The sequence below is a fragment of the Saccharopolyspora thermophila genome, from assembly GCF_014646075.1.
GTDB lineage: Bacteria > Actinomycetota > Actinomycetes > Mycobacteriales > Pseudonocardiaceae > Saccharopolyspora > Saccharopolyspora thermophila.
Genome location: NZ_BMMT01000023.1, coordinates 40679 through 60121, shown reverse-complemented (window position 1 = coordinate 60121; position 19443 = coordinate 40679). Strand labels below are relative to the sequence as shown.

At 66.9% G+C, this 19443-nt stretch carries 17 protein-coding genes; 10 read left to right on the top strand and 7 right to left on the bottom strand.

The features are described from left to right. Positions 1 to 89: 89 nt before the first annotated feature. Both IEY17_RS23535 and IEY17_RS23530 read left to right on the top strand, forming a co-directional pair. The gene (locus IEY17_RS23535; protein WP_229680538.1) at positions 90 to 1169 is read left to right on the top strand and encodes an MFS transporter; all 1080 of its coding nucleotides are present in this window, start codon (positions 90 to 92) and stop codon (positions 1167 to 1169) included. A gap of 291 nt (positions 1170 to 1460) precedes the next feature. Beyond that, entirely contained in the window at positions 1461 to 1889 is a 429-nt protein-coding gene (locus IEY17_RS23530; protein ID WP_188991391.1) for a hypothetical protein, read from the top strand. On the opposite strand, the gene IEY17_RS23525 is transcribed toward IEY17_RS23530, so the two are convergent. After that, the gene (locus IEY17_RS23525) at positions 1882 to 2262 is read right to left on the bottom strand and encodes a hypothetical protein (protein ID WP_188991389.1); all 381 of its coding nucleotides are present in this window, start codon (positions 2260 to 2262) and stop codon (positions 1882 to 1884) included. The two genes, IEY17_RS23530 and IEY17_RS23525, sit on opposite strands and share 8 nt — an antisense overlap. A gap of 293 nt (positions 2263 to 2555) precedes the next feature. Here IEY17_RS23525 and IEY17_RS23520 point away from each other — a divergent pair, with 293 nt between their 5' ends. The 5 genes from IEY17_RS23520 (at position 2556) to IEY17_RS23500 (ending at position 8833) form a co-directional block, all read left to right on the top strand. Beyond that, a complete protein-coding gene (locus IEY17_RS23520) occupies positions 2556 to 4655 on the top strand; it encodes a transglycosylase domain-containing protein (RefSeq protein ID WP_188991387.1) in 2100 nt (699 codons plus the stop codon). A gap of 173 nt (positions 4656 to 4828) precedes the next feature. Further along, complete coding sequence (locus tag IEY17_RS23515; protein WP_188991385.1) at positions 4829 to 5785, top strand: CPBP family intramembrane glutamic endopeptidase; 957 nt, start codon at positions 4829 to 4831, stop codon at positions 5783 to 5785. Positions 5786 to 5878: 93 nt separating this feature from the next. Further along, on the top strand, positions 5879 to 7240 hold the full coding sequence (locus tag IEY17_RS23510; RefSeq protein ID WP_188991383.1) for a serine hydrolase domain-containing protein: 1362 nt from the start codon (positions 5879 to 5881) through the stop codon (positions 7238 to 7240). Between the two features lie 150 nt (positions 7241 to 7390). Continuing rightward, on the top strand, positions 7391 to 7825 hold the full coding sequence (gene arfB / locus IEY17_RS23505; protein ID WP_188991382.1) for an alternative ribosome rescue aminoacyl-tRNA hydrolase ArfB: 435 nt from the start codon (positions 7391 to 7393) through the stop codon (positions 7823 to 7825). Between the two features lie 63 nt (positions 7826 to 7888). Further along, positions 7889 to 8833 carry a patatin-like phospholipase family protein gene (locus IEY17_RS23500; protein ID WP_188991380.1) on the top strand — a complete coding sequence of 315 codons (945 nt, stop codon included), beginning with the start codon at positions 7889 to 7891 and terminating at the stop codon, positions 8831 to 8833. Between the two features lie 506 nt (positions 8834 to 9339). On the opposite strand, the gene IEY17_RS23495 is transcribed toward IEY17_RS23500, so the two are convergent. Next, positions 9340 to 9480: a hypothetical protein gene (locus tag IEY17_RS23495; protein ID WP_188991378.1), complete on the bottom strand. Its 141-nt coding sequence runs from the start codon at positions 9478 to 9480 to the stop codon at positions 9340 to 9342. A gap of 157 nt (positions 9481 to 9637) precedes the next feature. Next, the gene (locus IEY17_RS23490) at positions 9638 to 10300 is read right to left on the bottom strand and encodes a hypothetical protein (protein ID WP_188991376.1); all 663 of its coding nucleotides are present in this window, start codon (positions 10298 to 10300) and stop codon (positions 9638 to 9640) included. 402 nt (positions 10301 to 10702) lie between these two features. Here IEY17_RS23490 and IEY17_RS23485 point away from each other — a divergent pair, with 402 nt between their 5' ends. Then, positions 10703 to 11821 (top strand): S1C family serine protease, encoded by a 1119-nt coding sequence (locus IEY17_RS23485; RefSeq protein ID WP_188991374.1) that lies wholly within the window; start codon positions 10703 to 10705, stop codon positions 11819 to 11821. Between the two features lie 63 nt (positions 11822 to 11884). Here the strand turns inward: IEY17_RS23485 and IEY17_RS23480 are convergent, their stop codons facing one another. From IEY17_RS23480 to IEY17_RS23465, 4 genes are all read right to left on the bottom strand, one after another. Further along, entirely contained in the window at positions 11885 to 12487 is a 603-nt protein-coding gene (locus IEY17_RS23480) for a GTP-binding protein (protein WP_188991372.1), read from the bottom strand. Positions 12488 to 12565: 78 nt separating this feature from the next. After that, on the bottom strand, positions 12566 to 13171 hold the full coding sequence (locus IEY17_RS23475; protein ID WP_188991370.1) for a DUF742 domain-containing protein: 606 nt from the start codon (positions 13169 to 13171) through the stop codon (positions 12566 to 12568). 7 nt (positions 13172 to 13178) lie between these two features. Then, positions 13179 to 13619 carry a roadblock/LC7 domain-containing protein gene (locus IEY17_RS23470; RefSeq protein WP_188991368.1) on the bottom strand — a complete coding sequence of 147 codons (441 nt, stop codon included), beginning with the start codon at positions 13617 to 13619 and terminating at the stop codon, positions 13179 to 13181. 35 nt (positions 13620 to 13654) lie between these two features. Beyond that, a complete protein-coding gene (locus IEY17_RS23465; RefSeq protein WP_188991366.1) occupies positions 13655 to 16579 on the bottom strand; it encodes a sensor histidine kinase in 2925 nt (974 codons plus the stop codon). A gap of 851 nt (positions 16580 to 17430) precedes the next feature. Here IEY17_RS23465 and IEY17_RS23460 point away from each other — a divergent pair. Together IEY17_RS23460 and IEY17_RS23455 are read left to right on the top strand one after the other, a co-directional pair. After that, positions 17431 to 17850, top strand: coding sequence for a DUF485 domain-containing protein (locus IEY17_RS23460; protein WP_188991364.1), 420 nt, complete (start codon positions 17431 to 17433; stop codon positions 17848 to 17850). Then, positions 17847 to 19418 (top strand): solute symporter family protein, encoded by a 1572-nt coding sequence (locus IEY17_RS23455; RefSeq protein WP_188991362.1) that lies wholly within the window; start codon positions 17847 to 17849, stop codon positions 19416 to 19418. The genes IEY17_RS23460 and IEY17_RS23455 overlap by 4 nt, the downstream gene beginning before the upstream one ends. Positions 19419 to 19443 lie beyond the last annotated feature (25 nt).

Below are 19443 nucleotides of genomic sequence, written 5' to 3'. Positions count from 1 at the left end.
CGGCCTATCAAGAGTTCGTGAGAGTTCCGGCAGCCCATCGTTCCCGCGAACAGACCCCGTTGCGGCGCCGGTCTTTTCAGCTGCTCTTGGTGACCACTCTCGGTGGGTTCGCGGGATATGCGCTGCTGTTGTCGGTGGTGCCGCTCTGGGCAGTGGTGGGTGGGGCCGGTGAGATCGCGGCGGGCGCGACGAACGCCGTCTTCATGCTCGTCACGGTGGCCACCCAGCTGGCCATGCCATGGTTGCTGAAGCGCGTCGACCACCGCCTCGCGCTTGGTATGGGCACTGTTCTGATCGGCGCACCCACGCCGCTGTTCGCGCTGTCCAGCGACCTGTGGCTGCTGCTGTGCGTGTCGGGCCTGCGCGGGGTTGGCTTCGGGTTGCTGACCGTGACCGGCAGTGCGCTGGTCGCCGAGCTCGTGCCGGTTACTCAGCGCGGCCGGGCAGCCGGCCTGTACGGGCTGGCTGTCGGCCTGCCCAACATCGTGTTCCTGCCCGCCGGAGTGTGGCTTGCCCAGCACATCGGGTTCGCGCCGCTGTTCTGGATCGCCGCTGGACTGCCTGTCGTGGCGGCTGCGGCGGTGGTGGGTATCGCGCGGGTGCATGCCCGCTCGGTTGGCCGAGGCGGTGCCCCGACCGTGCCGGGCACGCTGCTGGCGCCGTGGACGGTCATGACCGCGGTTGCAGTTGCGGCCGGTGGGCTCGTGGCGTTCTTGCCGCTGGCAGTCGCCGGCTCGGTCGCCCCGGCAGCCCTGATGGTGTTCGCTGCCACGACGATGCTCGGTCGTTGGCTCGCCGGGCAGCTCGGAGACCGGCTCGGTCACACGCGGGTACTGCTGCCCGCTGTCGTGGCGACCGCTCTGGGCACGTTCCTGGTGGCTGCTGCCTCGTGGGGCGCGGGGCCGTTGGCGGTGGTCGGTGCGGTCGCGTTCGGCGCGGGGTTCGGTGCGGCTCAGAACATCACCTTGGTGGCGATGTTCGACCGGGCCGAGTCCGGTGTCGCGAGCACGGCGTGGAACGTCGCCTACGACGCGGGCAACGGCCTGGGCTCGATCGGCTTCGGCCTCCTGGTCACCCTCACCGGCTACCCGACTGCCTTCATCGCCGCAGCGCTCCTCGTCGCCCTCTGCACCCCACTTGCCACCAGGGCACACCGGCGTCACGGCTGAAGCAAGGGAATCTTTCTGCCACCACCCCGACGCCGGGTGCGCGCCGCACGCGAGCACGGGAACTTTCCTGTCACGCGTGCGCGGCTCGGTAACCAACTGGGGCGGAGGCGTCGATGATCAGCGGGTGACAGGAAGGTTCCCCTGCGTCAGCAGCAACCCTTCCACAGGAAGTGACATTGATCACATTTGTTTCTTCGGTTTTCGTCTGCCTCAGCTGTTACCGAGGGTGGCCGGGACGGTCTGTGACCGAGCCGCGAGATGGTCCGGAGCTGTGGCGCCTAGAATTCGAGTGTGTCCCGCAGCCTCTTGACGCCGCGCTGGCTGCTTCTGCACGCGCTGTTCATCGTGGCCACGATCGCCACCGGCTTCCTGGCCGTGTGGCAGTGGGACCGCGCCCACGAAGCCGGGGGAAGCTTCCAGAACCTCGGGTACGCCCTGCAGTGGCCCCTGTTCGGGGCGTTCACGATCTACCTCTGGATCAAGCTGATGCGCATGGAGCTGCGGCGGGACGTCGACGACACCGAACCGGAGGCCGTCGAGCAACCCGCTGCGCGCGAGGCCGACAGCAGCGGGGGCGAGCCTCCCGAGGCGACGGCGCGCCGGAAGCGACCACTGCTGCCGCCCCCGGCGCCCCCGGTCGATGCCTCCGAAGATCCGGAACTTGCTGCGTACAACCGGTACCTCGCCGAACTCAACGAGGCCGACCGGCGAGCTAGTTGAACGTGATCCCGCCGTGGATCTCGCGGGCCTGAATCAGGTTCCGGACCTTGCCGTGGTTGACGTTCACCACGCTGTTCTCGCTCGCCGAGATCTCCTTGTACACCTCTGCGCCCTCGGCGCGCAGCTCCTCGGCGAACTGGGCGTCCTCCGCACACACCTGGTCCAGACGCTCGGCCAGTGCGGTGATCTGCTCCGGTCCGGCCGAATCCTGCTCGGCCGCCTCGAGTGCGGCCTTGGTCTCAGGGTCGCTCTGCGACCTGCGCCGCAGCAGTTCGCGGACCTTTTCGAGCGCCCGGGTGCCCGCGGCACCCAGTGCGGTGGCGACCTGCCCGGCGAGCGCGGTGGCCAGGGAATCCAGGAACGGGTCGGTCATTTCTCCTCCGCGTGATCGGCTACGGCGATCACCAAGTGTAGTGATCCAATCCGGTTCCGTGTGCCGCTCGACGCGGGCTCGGCCGTTCGGTTCAACGCAGCGTGGACAGCCGGATGTGATATCAACGAATTGGCTGACAGCAAAGAGAAGCAGGTGCCGACTGAAGCCCGCGCCGCGGGCGTCGGCGGGATGCTCTCCAGCCGGTCGGTGCGGTCGGCGAACGGGTCCTGGGTGGGCACTGCGACCCGCGTCGGTGGTCAAGTCGTGTGGACACTTGGTGAATAGGGGCTGGCGTGCGCAGCGGCGTGCTGTTGAAGATGTTCGGGCTGTGCGTCCTGGCTGGTGTGCTGGTGGCGGCGTTGCTGCTGCCGATGGCCACCGGTGCCGGGGCGGTGATCAACCAGACGACCGACGCCATGTCCAAAATGTCGAGTTCGTTGGCGCGGCGGGACATGCCGCAGGTGTCGACGGTCACTGACAAGGACGGCGCCCCGATCGCGTACTTCTTCAAGGACTACCGGGTCGAGACACCACCCGAGCAGATTTCCGACACGATGAAGGCCGCGATCACCGCGGTCGAGGACAAGCGGTTCTGGGACCACGGCGGCGTCGACTGGCACGGCACCATGCGCGCCCTGGCCACCAACCTCAGCAGCGGTGAAGCCGCGCAGGGCGCCTCCACCATCACCCAGCAGTACGTGAAGAACTACCTGGTGCACGTGGCGGCGAACAACGCGATGGAGGCCGAGAAGGCCAAGGAGACGACCATCGCCCGCAAGCTTCGCGAGGCCAAGATCGCCGTCGAGCTCGAGCGCACCATGACCAAGGAGGAGATCCTCACCGGATACCTCAACGTGGTGCCCTTCGGCAACCAGACCTTCGGCGTCGGTGCCGCCGCCCAGACCTACTTCGGCACCACCCCGGACAAGCTGACCATCGCCCAGGCCGCCCTGCTGGCCGCGATCGTCAACCAGCCCGGCTCGCTGAACCCCAACAGCAACCCCGACGATGCGCTGCAGCGGCGCAACCTCGTGATCGACCTGATGACGGATCCGAACAACAGCATCCGCATCACCAAGGAAGACGCCGAGATCGCCAAGAAGGAGCCGCTCGGCGTACTGTCCCCGCTGGGCCGCCCGCCGAACGGCTGCGTCGGCGTCGGCGACGGCACCACCGACGGGTTCTTCTGCACCTACCTCGTCGACTACCTCGAGCGGCTCGGTATCGACAGCGACCAGCTGAAGACCGGCGGCTACACCATCCGCACCACGCTCGACCGCAAAGCCACCGACGCGGCCAAGGACGCTGCCGAAGCCCAGGTGCCCACGCAGACCGAAGGCATCGCCAACGCGATGGCCGTGGTTGAGCCCGGCAAGGACAAGCACAAGGTGCGCGCGCTGGTCGCCAACCGCGACTACGGCAACGACGCGAGCAAGGGGCAGACGGCGTATGACATCGTCAGCCGGGTGCAGCCCTTCGGTGCCGGGTCGGTCTACAAGGTGTTCACCGCGGCGGCCGCCATCGAACAGGGCATGAGCCCCTACGACACGATCGACGTGCCGCCTACGTACACCTCCCGCGTATACCGGAACGGAAGCGCCCCCTACACCGTCGGGAACGCCGACGGCGTCGCCCCGGGGCCGCGAACGCTGCAGATGGCGTTGGCCACGTCGCCGAACACGGCATTCGTGATGCTCCAGGAGCGGGTCGGCCTGAACAACGTCGTCGACATGGCTTCGCGCCTCGGCCTGCGGGTCGGCATGAACGGCGTCAACGCCCGCGGCCAACGCCTCAAATCGGACGGCTCCAACGGGCCTTCCCAGGCCGAAGCCATCAAGAAGGGCAACCGGGGTGCCTTCACCCTCGGCTACACCCCGACCAGCGTGCTGGAGCTGTCCAATGTCGCCGCGACGATCATGAGCGACGGTGTCTACTGCCCGCCCACCCCGTTGGAAGAGGTCAGGGACCGGCACGGCAACCTGGTGCCGCTCAAGGAAGCCCCCTGCGAGCAGGCCGTGTCGCCGCAGGTCGCCGCCGCCCTCGCCCAGGGCATGAGCAAGGACGCCGACGCCGGCGGCACGTCCCACGCCGCAGCGCAGGCAGCCGGCTGGAATCGGCCGATCATCGGCAAGACCGGGACCACGCAGGAGCACAAGTCGGCGGCGTTCATAGCCGCCACCCCGCAGATGGCCGGGGCCGTCCTGACCTACGCCGACGGCAGCAGCCCCCAAGGTATCTGCGACGGCGGCGGTGACACGCCCCCGTTCCTCTGCGGCAAGCACGGCGGCAACATCTACGGCGGCAAGGTTCCGGCGAGGACCTGGTTCGCGGCCATGAAAAAGATCCACGAGGGTCTACCGGTGCAGCCGCTACCAGGCACCCCGGCTCCGTAACCGACAACACCCGAGGAACCTCCCCGCCACCCCAGGCAGGGAGGTTCCTCGCATTTCCACCACATCACCGGCTGGAGCAAGGGAACTTTCCTGCCGCCAGTGACAGCAAAGTTCCCCTGCTCCAAGTCCTTGGCGCTCAGGGAGCATTCAGGATGGCTTGGCAAAATGCCGACGTGAGTACCGAGCAGGACCGGGTTGATGTCCGCGGCGCGGTCAGCTTCGTCGCGTTGGCCTACGCCCCGGCATGGCTGGTGACGTTACCGCTCTGGCTGACCGGCGAAGGGCTGACGTGGGCTTGGGCTCCGCTCGTGCTCACCGTCATGATGTTCATGCCCGCAGTGGCCGCGCTCGTGGTCAACAAGTGGATCAGCCCGAAACCCAAGCTTCTCCGCAGCCTCGGCATCACCAACCCCGGAGGCATCAAGACGTGGTGGCGATACATCCTGGTCGCCTGGCTGGGCCCACCGTTGGTGATGCTCCTGGCTCTCGTCATCGGCTACATGCTCGGCGTCTACAAGGCCGACTGGACGGGTTTCTCCGGGCTGGTGGAGCAAGTCGGCGGGGCTGTTGTCGGTGAAGAGCAGCTGAAGTCCCCGGGGGCATTGGCGCTCTTCCAGATCGTCCAGGTCTTCCTGCTGGGGTGGTTGCGCATCGTGCCTGCGCTCGGCGAGGAACTGGGCTGGCGTGGTTACCTGACGCCGGCGTTGCTGCCGCTCGGGCAACCCGGCGCCTTCCTCACCACCGGTGTGCTCTGGGGCCTCTGGCACGCGCCAGTGTTGATCCTCGGCTACAACTATCCGACCGTCCCGATCGTGGTGGCTTTCATCATGATGGTGTGTTTCTGCACGCTCGTCGGGGTCGTGCTCGGCTGGCTCAGGCTCGCCACCGGCAGCGTCTGGCCCCCGGTGATCGCACACGGTTTCCTCAACGCGTCAGCAGGTTTGGCGACGTTGTTCAGCCAGGCCGGGCATCCCGTCGACAACGCCTCGGTCGGGCTTCTCGGCTGGACGGGCTGGATCGCGCTCGCACTGGTCATTCTGGTGCTTGTCATGTTCGGCAAACTCCCCGTGCGCTTGGAGAAACCAAAGGTCGGGATCTCCCGGGGCGTCAACCGGCGCAGCCGCCGCTGAAGCACGGGCATATTCCTGTCAATCTGTGCGGGCGGGCAGCCGGCGAACACGACGATCCTGAAACCGAAGCTCTTAAGGTGGAAGCATGGAGGAATGTTGACGAGTCTGCTGCCCTCCACCGAGCGCGCCCTGCTGCGGCGCCTGGCGGTGGAGCAGAGCCAAAACCGCATCCCCTCGCTGATCGCCGGGCTGGTCCGCGACGGGGAGACGATCTGGGTGGACAGCCGGGGCAAGGTCGAAGGCCAACCCTCCACAACGGACACCCAGTACCGGATCGGTTCGATCACGAAAACTTTCGTTGCCGTGCTCGTGATGCGCCTGCGCGACGAAGGCAGGCTTGACCTCGCCGACAAGCTCGACGAACACGTCACAGGCACCTCGATCGGCAACCGGAACATCGGTGAGATCCTTTCGCATTCGAGTGGTCTGACTGCCGAACCCGCAGGTCAGTGGTGGGAGCGCACGCCTGGCGGCAGCGCTGAAGAGCTGCTGGCCAGCATCGATGCCCAGGCAGTGCGTCCCACCCCTCGCCACGGCTTCCACTACTCCAACGTCGGCTTCGGAGTGCTCGGTGAACTGGTGTCCCGGCTGCGCGGCGCCCCGTGGCACGAGGTCCTCCAGCGCGAGATCCTGACCCCATTGGGCATGACCCGCACCACCCTCGGTCCCGTGGCACCGCACGCCAGAGGCTTCGCAGTGCACCCGTGGGCGGATGTGGTGCTGCCCGAGCCAGCAGAAGACGCCGGGGCGATGGCCCCGGCAGGCCAGCTGTGGTCGACCTTCGACAACCTGGCCAGGTGGGCGCGCTTCATCAACGGCGACACCGGCGACGTGCTGCATCCCGACACCGTCGCCGAGATGCGCGCACCGGCCTCGGTCGACGACGGCGGCGAATGGCGCGCCGGATACGGGCTCGGATTTCAGCTCGCGCGGCACCGCGGGCGGCGCCTGGCCGGGCACACCGGATCCATGCCCGGTTTCCTGGCGACCCTGTGGTCCGACCCCGCCGAGTCCACTTCCGTGATCTTCATGGCCAACACCACCGCCGGGGTGACCGGGGCGTTCGCCACCGACCTGCTCGACCTGCTCGCGGAGCACGAGCCGCGCATCCCCGAACCGTGGGAACCGCGACCCGACGTCGACATTCGGCTCCTCGAACTGACGGGCCAGTGGTACTGGGGACCGACCCCGTACGTGCTGCGGGTGCTCCCCAGCGGACTGCTCGACCTGGTCCCGTGGCAGGGCCGCGGCCGGGCGTCACGGTTCCGGGCCAACGCTGACGACACCTGGACAGGGCTGGACGGCTACTACGCGGGAGAGGTGCTACGGATCGGCCGGAACGCCGACGGCGTGCCCACCCACCTCAACCTGAACACCTTCATCTTCACCCGCACCCCCTACGACACAGAAGCCCCCGTACCGGGCGGCGTCACCGGGTGGCGCGCCGCCCAGTAACCACCCGCGAGGTCAGCGAGCAGGGGAACCTTCCTGTCACCAGCGGCAGGAAGGTTCCCTCACTCGACCCGTCCTGCGGCGCGAAGCCCGGTGGAAGGGATGCGGACTGCCTTGAGGCACGGCTGGAAACCCGTGGGGCATCCTTGTGGTATGGCCGCAGACCTGACCGTGACCAGCCGCTGGAGCATTCCCGAAGCGGAGCTGTCCGAGCGCTTTTCGCGGTCGTCTGGTCCAGGCGGGCAAGGGGTCAACACCACTGATTCCAGGGTCGAACTGAGCTTCGACCTTGCCCATGCGCACTCTGTTCCGGAGACGCTGCGCCAGCGCGCTTTGGCACGACTCAGCCACAGGCTCACCAATGGTGTGATCACTATTGTGGCATCCGAGTGCCGTGCGCAGCTCGCCAACCGTCAAGCCGCACGAGAACGGCTGGCTCAGGTGTTGGCAGAAGCCGTCAAACCGCCACCGCCCAAACGCAAACGCACCAAACCCACCAAAGGCTCTCAACTGCGCCGCTTGGCGACCAAGAAGCGGCGGGGCGAGGTGAAGAGGCAGCGCCGTCGAGGTGATCCCGGCGATGGCTGAGCTTATGCCAACGCAGTTCGGAGCTAGCCTCGATGGGGAACGTGAGCAGAAAGGACACTGCTGATGCGCACGGCGTGGGTATTGCCGGGCGGCTCCACCTTCGGAGCCATCCAGGCGGGCCTGGTCTCGGCGTTGTTCGAAGCTGGTGTCGAACCTGACCTGCTGGTCGGCACTTCGGCCGGCTCGCTCAACGCGGCCTGGCTGGCGGGTGACCCCACGGCGCGCGGCGCGGCGAAACTCCGCGAACTGTGGAAGTCGATGCGTCGCACGGACGTCTTTCCGATCCAGCCGTCGCTGATCCTCGCGGGGAAGCTCGGCCTGTCGAACCACGTCATGAGCAACCGCGGCTTGGCCCGCTGGTTGCACAACAACCTGCCGTTCCGGCGCCTCGAGGACGGAAAGATCCCGCTGACCGTGACGGCAACCGACATCGACACCGGGGAAGCCGTGTACTTCGAAAGCGGCCCGGCGTTGCCACCGCTGGTGGCCTCCTGCTCGATCCCGGGCATGTTCCCGCCGATCAAGGTCGGTGACCGGTGGCTGGTGGATGGTGGTCCGGCGGCGTTCATGCCGATCAGCCGCGCCGTCGAGAAGGGCGCGGAGCGAGTGTTCGTGCTGCCCTGCGGCGGGACAGAGCCGTTCGAATTCACCCCACGCCGCCGCGGCATCGGTTCGATCGCGACTTGGCCGCCGCCGAAGACGCCACCGAGGTCCGTTGGCGGCGTGAACGGGGCAGCACTGGGTGCGGCAATGGTGTCAGCCGCGCGCCTGGACATGCAGCTCAACGCCACCCGTTGCGAGCTCTACGTCCTGCCCGCGCCGACAGTGGCCGGTTTGTCCCCGTACTCCTTCTCGCACGCCGAAGCCCTGATCAACGCATCGTGGGAGATCGCGAAACGCTGGTATCCGACGGCGAAGCCCGTGCCAGCAGGTCCCGTGGACATCTGTGGCCGACCGATCACCGAAGGCGAGTTCGGAGTCTCGGAGACCGCCCCCAACATGAGGTGATGCCTGTGTCGTTGCTGGGACTCCTGCAGCAGGGCGAGCTCGTCCCACCACGGCATCACCGACGCTCGTGATGTCGGCAACGTTTTCACTTCCCGCAATGCGCGCTTGAGCTGCGTCAGTGCAGTTTCGACGTCGTGGGAGGGCAACGCCGTGTGCCCTCGAGACAGTGACGGACACGCCAGGTCGAGCAGCACCTGTATGTCAACCACACCAGCGAGCCGGCCGACGGCATCCGGGTCAGCTCACCACCTGGCGGGGCCGTGCTGTTATCGAACAACCCGGCCGCGGCCAGGCCCGCCGTGTTGAGCACGCCCCGGTGCGCAGCGAGGTTGCTCAGCAGCACGGGTGCTGCCTCGCCCAGCTCAGCCCCGGTCAAGGGTGTTCCACCGGTCGCCTTGCCGTGGTCGTGGCGCGTTGCGAGTACCCATTCGCCGGGTAATCCTTCCCGAGGCCGCGTGTCGAGAACTCAGCACCCGACAAGTCGACACCCCGCTGGTTGGCCGCAGTCACCGTCGATGCTGGTGGGCAGCGGTGAAGCCCGGCACCACCGTGGACTCGCCGACGTCGACCAGAGCCGCTTCGGGCATGCGGCGGCGCAGGTCCCCCAGGTCCCCGACAGCCACGAGCCAGGGCAGGCCGGGCCGCATCCAGGTACGTCTCGTCGGCCATGGTGACGATCCGGCTGGCAGGGACCAGGGCGTCCCAACAGTCGGAACAACACCTCCCACGACGGCTGGCGGTGCCTGGCATCGTGCCTGGCCGCACTGACGAACACCAGCCCTCCACCGCCGTGCTCCGGTGGCTTCAGGCAGCGCTCTGCTGCGGTGTGAAATCAGGTGGTGCGGCGTGCTCCTGTTGGCTACCGGTTGATGTCAGACCAGATCTGAAGGCACGGAGGATCGCGCGTGGCAAACCAGTGCCACGGCGGCAACCAGCCTCCATCTCGGCGGTTAGCTCGTCGGCCCTGCAGCCTTTCTTCTCCATGATGGCTTCGAAAAGAAGCCGCCTCGTGAACGTGAACGTCTGCCAGGTGCGGGCTCCGTCCATGACGGCCCTGGTTACGGGTGCAGTGGGAACACCCTCGATGTAAACGGGCTGCGGCAGTCGGGTCGTGCGTTCGTACCGAACACCCGGATAGCTCTGGATCTTGCGTCCGTGCGGAATGAGGATGTGGATGTCGGCGTCCTTGCTCGGCGTCTCAAGACCGTGCAGGCGAGCGGCATGGAAACCCGTGACCATCGCACCCGGTCCTGCACGTAGCAGAGCGGCCTGTATGCGGTCGTCAAGCGTCGGCTCTCCGGGCACGACCAAGGCGATACCCGGTGCCAACCGGGTCCACGGACCGTCGGCGCGAACGTGCCGGTACGAGGCCGACTGCGAAATCCCCCACTTCTCCAGTTCGGCGACGCGGAACACCCGCCGACCGGTCTCTGACACGGCTCTGGCTGCTTTGGTAGTCGTCTGCATGCACCGGACTATCCAGCATGGATTGCTGAAGGCTCTGCTGATTTCGCCACTTTCCGCACCTGTGTCGTGCACCCAATTTCGCCACAGGCTGTGCTAGCGGATGAGCAAGGGAACAATCCTGCCGCCATCGACAGCACAGTTCCCCTGCTCATCGACATCGGGTGAGGGCTCCACGGTTGATTCCGACGAATCCGCCAGGAACCCCCTAGGTGGCTCTCAGGTTCGGGGAGCACTGTCGATGTCATGACAGGACAGGGTTCCGGCGAAGCGCCGGAGTACAGAGGTGGCATGGACGAACCTTCGGCGCACCAGCAGGTACCGCCTGGCGCGTTCGGGCCGGTGTCGGGCCCCGTGGGCCCCGAACTGGTGGAGCTAAGGACTCGGCGACGTGGCCTGCGTGGCGTGATCGCGGCTGCGGCGATCGCCGGGGTTATCGGTGGCGGCATCGGAGTCGCCGGTGGATACCTGCTGGCTGATGGCGGCAATGGAAGCGCAGCGCTCACCCAGCACGACCCGGTCACCGGAACGCAGATCAAGTCTCAGACAGGCACCGTGCAGTATGCGGCAACCAAGGCGTCCGCGAGCACAGTGGACATCAGAGTGCGATCGGGCAGGAGCGGCACAGAAGGAACCGGTGTTGTGCTGACCTCCGACGGCTATGTGCTCACGAACAACCACGTGGTGGGCAACGGCGGCGCGATCAACGTCACCCTGGCTGACGGAACGACCAAGAATGCCAAGGTCATCGGCACCTCGCCGTCCTACGACCTGGCCGTGATCAAACTCGACGGTGCGTCCGGACTGACACCAGCGGAGCTCGGCAAGTCGTCGTCGTTGACGGTCGGTCAACAGGTGGTGGCTATCGGTTCCCCGCTTGGCCTCGAAGGTACCGTGACGTCCGGCATCATCAGCGCCCTGAACAGGACCGTCGAAGTGCAGGGCGACAATGGGCAGGCCGTCATCTACAACGGCATCCAGACCGACGCTTCGATCAATTCCGGTAACTCCGGTGGGCCGTTGGTGAACCTGGATGGCCAGGTGATCGGCATCAATTCCAGCATCGTCTCCAACAGCCAAGGCAACATCGGCCTCGGTTTCTCGATCCCCATCGACACCGCGAGCCGTGTCGCGAACGAGCTGATCAAGAACGGTGTCGCCACGAAACCGCAGCTCGGCGTCACGGGCACCGACAGCCAGACAGGTACTGCTGCTGTCACTTCGGTCGTCCCCGGTTCGGCCGCGGACCGCGCTGGGATCAAGGCCGGAGAAACAATCACCAAGGTTGGTGACCGGACCGTGAGCAGCTTCGCCGACCTCGTCGCCCAGATCAGCTCCAACGCACCAGGTGCGAAGATCACCCTCACAGTCGCGGACGCACAGGGCGCCAACCGGCACCAGGTCGAAGTGACCCTGGGAAGCGAGCAGGACGAGGCCGCCGAAACAGCCGACTACGACAACTCGGGAAGCCGCTCACAAGCCCCGTACGGGTGGCCCTACGGCAGCGAGCGATACGGCCGGTGACATGTGTAAGGGAACTTTCCTGTCAGGACTGGTAGGAAAGTTCCCTTGCTCGCTCCACCACAACTACGCGGTACGCCGCATCCACCATTGCATGGCGTACTCGACCAAGGTGATCAAAACCTGCTTGGTGGACTCGCGGTTGCGGGCATCGCAGGTCACGATCGGAACATCCGGTGCGATCGCGATCGCCTCCCGCACTTCCTCGATGCGGTGGTGCAGGGCTCCGTTGAAGCAGTTGAGCCCGACGACGTAGGGCAACTGGCGGTCCTCGAAGAAGTCGATCGCCGAGAAGCAGTCCGCGAGACGTCTGGTGTCGACCAGCACGACGGCACCGATCGCGCCCCGCACCAGGTCGTCCCACATGAACCAGAACCGCTGCTGGCCAGGGGTGCCAAACAGGTAAAGGATGAGGTCGGATTCAAGGGACAACCGGCCGAAGTCCATCGCCACCGTAGTCGTGTTCTTGTTCGGTGTGGCGTGGAGGTCGTCGATGCCCTTGCTGGCTTCGGTCATCACGGCCTCGGTGGTGAGCGGCACTATCTCGGACACCGAGCCGACCAAGGTTGTTTTCCCGACGCCGAAACCACCGGCGATGACGATCTTCGCCGACGTCGCGGTCGCGGACCTGCCTGGGTATGCAGGCCGAGCTCTCGTTTCAGGTGTCATGTCTGCCCACCTCAGTTGTCGAGTCGAGCTGGTGTCTGCGGTTCGCGCGCTGCCGCACAGGACCGGTGCCGGAGGGTTTCAGAGGCGACGAAGCCCGCTCAGAACCCTCTCCATCAACATCAGGTGCGATGTGCTGCCGTTCTCGCTGACCGTGTGGTGCACCGTGATCAGACCGAGGTCGGCCATGTCGCTGAGCAGGACCTTCGCCACCCCGAGGGGAACACCGAGCAGTGCGCCGACCTCGGCCACCGACCGCGAATGCCAGCACAGGCCCGCGATGGTGTGATGTTCCAGCCGGTGCAGTCGCGCCGGGTCACATGACTCGCTCGTGGACACCAGGGTTTCGAGTTCCAACCGGTGGTTCGATCGGGTGCGGCCACCTGTCCACGCGTAGGGACGGATGTAGGTGGCAGCGACTTCTTCACCCGGTGAGCTCGGTTCCTCGGTGAACGAAAGCGTCGCCACGACCGGTGGGTCGTTGGCCTCGAACTTCGGCCACGGCGGCTCGGATGCGGGGGTGGCCGCAGGCTGCGGTGCCGGCTCGTCGCGTTCGCGTTTACGGCGGCGTTCTCGACGATCACTGTCGAGGGTGAACCGGTTGAAGACCTCGGCCATGGCGTCAGCGCCGGGGACGTCGTGATCGCCCCAACGATGCCGCCCGGATGGGTCCGGACCTGTGCTCATGCCTTCCTCACACCGACTGGCCGGTCATCACCCGGTTCGTCCCCCGCAGCTGGGAGCGTAGTTCCGGTGTCAGGATCTGACCGACTCGTTCCACGAGCAGGGCCATTTCGTACGCGATCAGCCCCATGTCGCAGTGCGGCGCGGCCAGCACCGTGAGGCACGAGCCGTCGCTGATTGCCATCTGCAGCATGAGCCCGCGTTCCATTTCTACGACGGTCTCGGTGACCGCCCCGGCTTCGAAGCAGCGCGCGGCGCCCTGGGTGAGGCTGAGCAGCCCCGACGCGACCGCGGCGAGCTGGTCCGCGCGGTCGGTGGGGAGTTTCGCCGACGCTGTCAGCAGCAGGCCGTCAGCCGAGACCACCACGGCGTGCGCCACGCCAGGCACGCGTTCGGTGAAATCCGTGACCAGCCAGCCGAACTGGCTGGGTTGGGATTGGTGGGCGCTCATTCCGCCTCCTGTCCTCCTCGCTGATTCGGGTGTGGTCACCGGCACTCGCTGCCTGTGCGCTCCGAGTCGCGGAGGCTGTGTTTGCCTTCGCGGACTCCGCGCTGGAAGCTGGTCAGCCGACCGCGCATCAGGTCCGCGTCGCGGCGCGGGCTGGCCGCTGGTTCGGTGGGCGTGCCCGGCACCAGTTGGGCTCTGGGGGTTCGCCGGGGCAGCCCGGCTTGGGTGTAGTCGACCGGTTCCTGGGTGAAGTCGGGGAGTTCGGTGCCGTGCGGGTGGGGATTCCAGTCCATGGATGCGGGCCCTCCCGTCGGGTTGGTGTTGTTGGATGCGTGTTGGTTGCGGTTCCGTCCGCGTCGCAAACCGGCCTGGAAGCTGGCCAGGCGACCGCGGGCGACGTTGGGATCGCGGGGCCGTCGCGCCCGGTCCCCGGCTTCGGCGGCAGCGCTGCCGGCGACCAGGTGGGCGCGGGGAATCCGCAGCGGCAGCCCCGCGGAGGTGAAGTCGGACGGTTCGGCTGCGGCGACCTCCTCCGCCCGCCGCCGGGCCTGGTCGTTGGCGAAGCTCCACCCGTTGGACATGGGTTTCGCCGCCACGGCAGGTGGTGAGGATGGGAACCGTGCTGCCGTTTGTGGCAGGAAAGTTCCCATGCTCATGGCCTGCGGCGGTGGGGTGTGGGGGATGGGTTGGGCCGCCTGGAACCATGCTGAGGCCGGGTTGTCGGAGGCCGGTGTCGGGGCTGAACCGTTTCGGGTGGACTGGTGGTGTCGCGGTTCGGGGTCGATCTCCTCGGTGACGAACGGGTCGCTTTGCTGTCGTTCTTCGGCAGGTGGCCGGAGCAGGTGGAAGCCGTTGTGGATGAGGGGGCGCTGGCTGACGGCGTCCTGCTCCGCAGCTTCCCAGTCGAACTCCGCGACGAGCGTGTCGTCGCCCCGGGGCGCTCCGTGCGCGGTGCCGTTGGGCTGCGGTGCCGGTGGCGCGCCCTCTGTTTCCAGCAGCAGTTCGGGGCCGAGGGTCACCGAGGCCCGCAGCCCGACCGATTCGGGGCCGGGGCTCAGTTCGACGTGGATTCCGTGGCGGATCGCGAGACGGCCGACGACGAACAGGCCCATGCGCCGGGACGTGGACAGTTCGATCTCCCCGTCGGTGGTCAGTCGTTCGTTGGCGGCCGTGAGTTCGTCGGTGGTCATGCCGATGCCGCGGTCGACGATCTCGATGCCCAGCGACCCGTCTCCGCACCGGTGGCCGGACACGACGACCTGCGTTTGGGGTGCGGAGAAGTTCGCCGCGTTGTCGAGCAGTTCGGACAGCAGCCGCACCAGGTCGCTGGCCGCGTAGCCGACGATCCTGGTGTCCGGCATTGGTTCCACGATGACCCGCGGGTAGTGCTCGATCTCGGACACGGCGGCGCGGATGAGGTCGGCGGGTGCGGTCGGCTGGGTGAACCGGCGGGTGAGGTCAGCCCCGGAGAGCACCATCAGGTTTTCGTTGTTGCGCCGCATCCGGGTGGCGAGGTGGTCCAGCTGGAACAGGGTCGCCAGCTGGTCGGGGTCTTCTTCGTCGCGTTCGAGCTGTTCGAACAGCCGCAGCTGCCGTTCCAGGAGGCTCTGGCTGCGCCGCGACACGTTGACGAAGGAGTCGCGGTAGCTGCGCCGCAGCTCGGCCTGCTCGGTGGCGAGGTTGACGGCCTGAGTGTGCACGGCGTCGAAGGCGCGTGCCACGTCGCCGATCTCGTCGCCGGTGTCGACGGGCACCTGGCGGATCGGGACGAGAGGTGTTTGACCGGCGCGGATGTCGGCGACAGCCCGCGGCAGCTCGTGGCTGGCGGTGTCCAGGGCGCTGCGCCGCAGCGCGTCAAGGGACCTGAGCAGCTGCCGGGCGACGACCACGACGATCGCGCTGGCGACGAGCAGGGCGGACAGCAGGATCACGGATTCAAGCCCCGCCGCATTGCTGGCCGAGTCCTGCAATCGGAAAGCGGTTTCGTGCAGTTGGCGGTCGAGTTGGTCCTGCAGCGCGTTGAGGGCTTCCAGGGAGGTCCGCGACTGCTCCTTCCACGTCGCGGCGGACACCAGCAGCGGAGACAGCCGGGACTTGGTGCTGCCGTGCTCGGTCATGGCCAGCCGCACGGACGATTCCCGGGCCGGCACTTCGGGCCTGGCATACAGCTGGTCGTACTGCATGCGCTGCTGCGGGGTGGCGGCGGCGCGGAACTCCTTGACAGCGGCGCTCCGCCGGGACTCGCTGGCGGCCAGCCGCGTGAGGTTGTCGGTGGTGAAGTTGCCGCGGGTCAGCCCGGTGAGCACCAGGGCCTGCTGCAGCTGGATCTCTTCGCTGATCTTCGCCAGTTCGTGCGCGGTGGTGGCGGTCGACACCAGCTGGGAGGACGACATCTGGCTGATCAGCGTGCGGTGGAGGGACAGCAGCACGCTGATCAGTTCGCTGTAGGCGTTGGTGGCGACCCCCACGTCGACGTGGGTGCCCAGGACCTGCTGGCGGATCGGGGCGAGTTCGGTGATCTGCCGTTCGGTTTCCTGCCCTGCGAAGCGAACGGCTTCGGTGTTCGGCGCGTTGCGGAGGGTTCTGCGGACCGCGTCCAGCGCGCGGTCGGTCGCGGTGAACCCGTCCTGCACGTGCTGGGCGGAGACCGGGCCGCGCATCAGGAACTCGGCGTTGCGGCTGCGTTCCTGCTGCAGGTGACCGACGGCGGAGCGCACCGCGCTGCCTGCGGTGACGATGCGGTCCAGTTCCGCGTATTGGTTGGCTTGGTTGATCTGGCTGCGGATTTGCAGCACGCCGAGCACCAGCGCGAAGATCACCGGAACGAGTACGACAGCGGTCAGCTTGACCGGTAGTTTCCAGTTCCGCCACCTGGTGATCCGTTGGATGATCGTCGGTGTGGCGCGCGACCCCGTGGACGCCCGGATCGCGTTCGCGGGCGTGTCGTCGAGTCCGCTGCTCACGACGCAGTCCTTTCCCGCGCGGTCGAAGCTTGGCTGCCAACAGCGCGTTCGTGTGGTGGGCAGGCTGGCCCCGTGTGTGGTGTGCGCGGCAGGTCGTGCATGGCTGGCGGCGTGTCAGCGGCCGGGTGTCGCCGGTGGCCGGTGTGGGCCTCGACAACGGCTCCGAGGCGTGCGATTTTCGGGGAGGAATCGCGGTTCACCAGTGGGTTGTCTCCTGTTGTCGGTTGCAGAACACTACCGCACTGAAACGATCTTGGAACTTCCCCTGATGTGCCCTCTTGACCAGCGAATACGTCATTTCGGAAGAGCATGGTGGGGTGTTGGTCGGAATTCGCTGCGCATGGTGAACACTGATCGTGTTCGCCGTCCCGCCTCGGGGATCACCTTTTGTCGCCCGATAGATAGATGGTGGTCCTACGAATGGTGTCAGGGTTCGCTGGGGATCGGGTGTGCTTGCAGAATCGGTTCCGCCTTCGCGGGACAATCAGCCCTGACTAGTGGAAACGGCGGTTCTCGTGGTGGTTTTCGTGAGCTGGACAGAGGTGCGGCCATGGGGGAGTGAGCGAGGTTCACACCACGCGTCGAACACAAAACGTGATCGGCAGATTCATCAATGTGTGTGCTGTGTCGTTGCCGACCGCTTTCTGCGCGGGTCCGCTGGTTAGACTCGGCGGGCCGCATGCATCGCAGGCAGCGCGGCCGTTGCGGTCGCCGATGCCCCGATTCCCGGCCGAACCGCCAGCGCGGAACCGCGCGGGCGCGGGGCACGGCCGGTGCGGAAACGCGGGGAACCTCCACACATCGACGCGAGAACACGTCGATTCAGCTGTTCGACTGCTTTGGAAGGACGCATGCCCCACGCAACCCAGTCCCCACCACCGCAGGGCACCGCAACCAGACCCGCCCCGGCGGCCACCTTCGGCGGCATCACCAGGTCCGCGTCCCGCGCACCCGCACCGTCACCCGACTATGCCGCCATCGCCGAGAGCCGCGAATTCCGCGAGCTGCGCGCCAGGTTCCGCCGCTTCGCATTCCCGATGAGCGCCGCTTTTCTCGTCTGGTACCTCGGCTACGTCATCGTCGCCGCCTACCTGCCCGACTTCATGGCCACCAGGATCGTCGGCGAGATCAACGTCGGGCTGATCATGGGCATGGGGCAGTTCGCGACCACGATCCTGATCACCTTCCTCTACCTGCGCTACGCCGCCCGCCACATCGACCCCCGCGTGCGGGAGCTGTACCAGAACGCGGCCGGGGAGGAACCGCGATGATCGACGCCAACCCGCTGCTCAACATGAGCATCTTCGGGGTGTTCGTGCTGATCACCCTCGTCGTGGTGTACCGCGTCAGCAGCATCGGCACCGCCACCGACTACTTCGCCGCCAGTGGCCGCTTCAGCGGCGCGCAGAACGGCATCGCGCTCTCCGGTGACTTCCTGTCCGCGGCATCGTTCCTCGGCATCGCCGGGGCCATCGCGGTGCACGGCTACGACGGATTCCTCTACTCGATCGGCTTCCTCGTCGCGTGGCTGGTGAACCTGCTGCTCATCGCCGAACGGCTGCGCAACACCGGTCGCTTCACCATGGGCGACGTGCTGAGCTTCCGGATGCGGCAACGACCGGTGCGCGCCGCCGCGGCCGTGTCCACGCTCGTCATCTCCTTCGTGTACATGATCGCCCAGATGGCCGGCGCAGGCGGCCTCGTGGCGCTGCTGCTCGACGTGCACGGCACCAAAGGTCAGGCACTTGTGATCGCGGGCGTCGGCCTGGTCATGGTGGTGTACGTGCTCGTCGGTGGCATGAAGGGCACGACCTGGGTCCAGATCATCAAAGCAGGCATGCTGATGCTCTGCGCGGCCCTGATGACCCTGTTCCTACTCGGCAAGTTCGGGTACAGCCTCACCTCACTGCTGCAGCACGCGGCTCAGCAGAACCCGCTGGACGAGCGGATCTTCGCGCCCGGCGCCAAGTACGGCGAGAACGAGCTGACCAAACTGGACTTCGTGTCGTTGTCCCTGGCTCTCGTTCTCGGCGTGGCCGGCCTGCCGCACGTGCTCATGCGCTTCTACACCGTTCCCAACGCGCTGGAGGCCCGGCGGTCGGTGGTGTGGGCGACGTGCACGATGGCGGTGTTCTACCTGTGCACGCTCGTGATCGGCTACGGGGCAGGAGCGGTCAACAGCACCGAAACGATCCTCGCCGCGCCGGGCGGCGAGAACTCCGCCGCACCGCTGCTGGCCTTCCGCGTCGGCGGGACCGTGCTGCTGGGAATCGTCGCCGCGGTCGCCTTCGCCACCATTCTCGCCGTGGTCGCCGGACTGACGCTTACCGCGTCCACGTCCTTCGCCCACGACGTCTACGCCAACGTGATCAAACGTGGCAAGGTCGATTCCGACGCCGTGGTGCGGGTGGCGCGGCTGACGGCCCTCGTGATCGGTGCCGCCTCGATCGCCGGCGGCATCCTCGTCAACGGGCAGAACATCGCGTTCCTCGTCGCCCTCGCGTTCGCGTTCGCCGCCTCAGCCAACCTCTCCACCCTGCTGTTTTCCCTGTTCTGGCGGCGCTTCAACACCTGGGGAACGCTGTGGGGCATCTATGGCGGCCTCGGTTCCTGCCTGCTTTTGGTCGTCTTCTCGCCGGTGGTGTCGGGTTCGCCGGACTCGATCCTGCCGGACGTGGACTTCGCGTGGTTCCCGCTCAGCAACCCGGGCATCGTGTCGATCCCGATCTCGTTCCTGTGCGGCTACATCGGCACCCTCCTCGGGGGCCGCGACCAGGCCAGCCGGGACCGCGCGGCGGAAATGGAAGTCCGCTCCCTCACCGGAATCACCGCCTCATGAGCCGGGATGCAGCAGTCGGGGACCA

What these genes read in the sequence shown, in the direction of transcription:
- IEY17_RS23525 (WP_188991389.1), bottom strand. Translation starts at nt 2,262, where the DNA reads ATGACCGACCCGTTCCTGGATTCCCTGGCCACCGCGCTCGCCGGGCAG.
- IEY17_RS23510 (WP_188991383.1), top strand. Translation starts at nt 5,879, where the DNA reads ATGTTGACGAGTCTGCTGCCCTCCACCGAGCGCGCCCTGCTGCGGCGC.
- arfB (WP_188991382.1), top strand. Translation starts at nt 7,391, where the DNA reads ATGGCCGCAGACCTGACCGTGACCAGCCGCTGGAGCATTCCCGAAGCG.
- IEY17_RS23500 (WP_188991380.1), top strand. Translation starts at nt 7,889, where the DNA reads ATGCGCACGGCGTGGGTATTGCCGGGCGGCTCCACCTTCGGAGCCATC.
- IEY17_RS23495 (WP_188991378.1), bottom strand. Translation starts at nt 9,480, where the DNA reads ATGCGGCCCGGCCTGCCCTGGCTCGTGGCTGTCGGGGACCTGGGGGAC.
- IEY17_RS23490 (WP_188991376.1), bottom strand. Translation starts at nt 10,300, where the DNA reads ATGCAGACGACTACCAAAGCAGCCAGAGCCGTGTCAGAGACCGGTCGG.
- IEY17_RS23480 (WP_188991372.1), bottom strand. Translation starts at nt 12,487, where the DNA reads ATGACACCTGAAACGAGAGCTCGGCCTGCATACCCAGGCAGGTCCGCG.
- IEY17_RS23475 (WP_188991370.1), bottom strand. Translation starts at nt 13,171, where the DNA reads ATGAGCACAGGTCCGGACCCATCCGGGCGGCATCGTTGGGGCGATCAC.
- IEY17_RS23470 (WP_188991368.1), bottom strand. Translation starts at nt 13,619, where the DNA reads ATGAGCGCCCACCAATCCCAACCCAGCCAGTTCGGCTGGCTGGTCACG.
- IEY17_RS23460 (WP_188991364.1), top strand. Translation starts at nt 17,431, where the DNA reads ATGCCCCACGCAACCCAGTCCCCACCACCGCAGGGCACCGCAACCAGA.
- IEY17_RS23455 (WP_188991362.1), top strand. Translation starts at nt 17,847, where the DNA reads ATGATCGACGCCAACCCGCTGCTCAACATGAGCATCTTCGGGGTGTTC.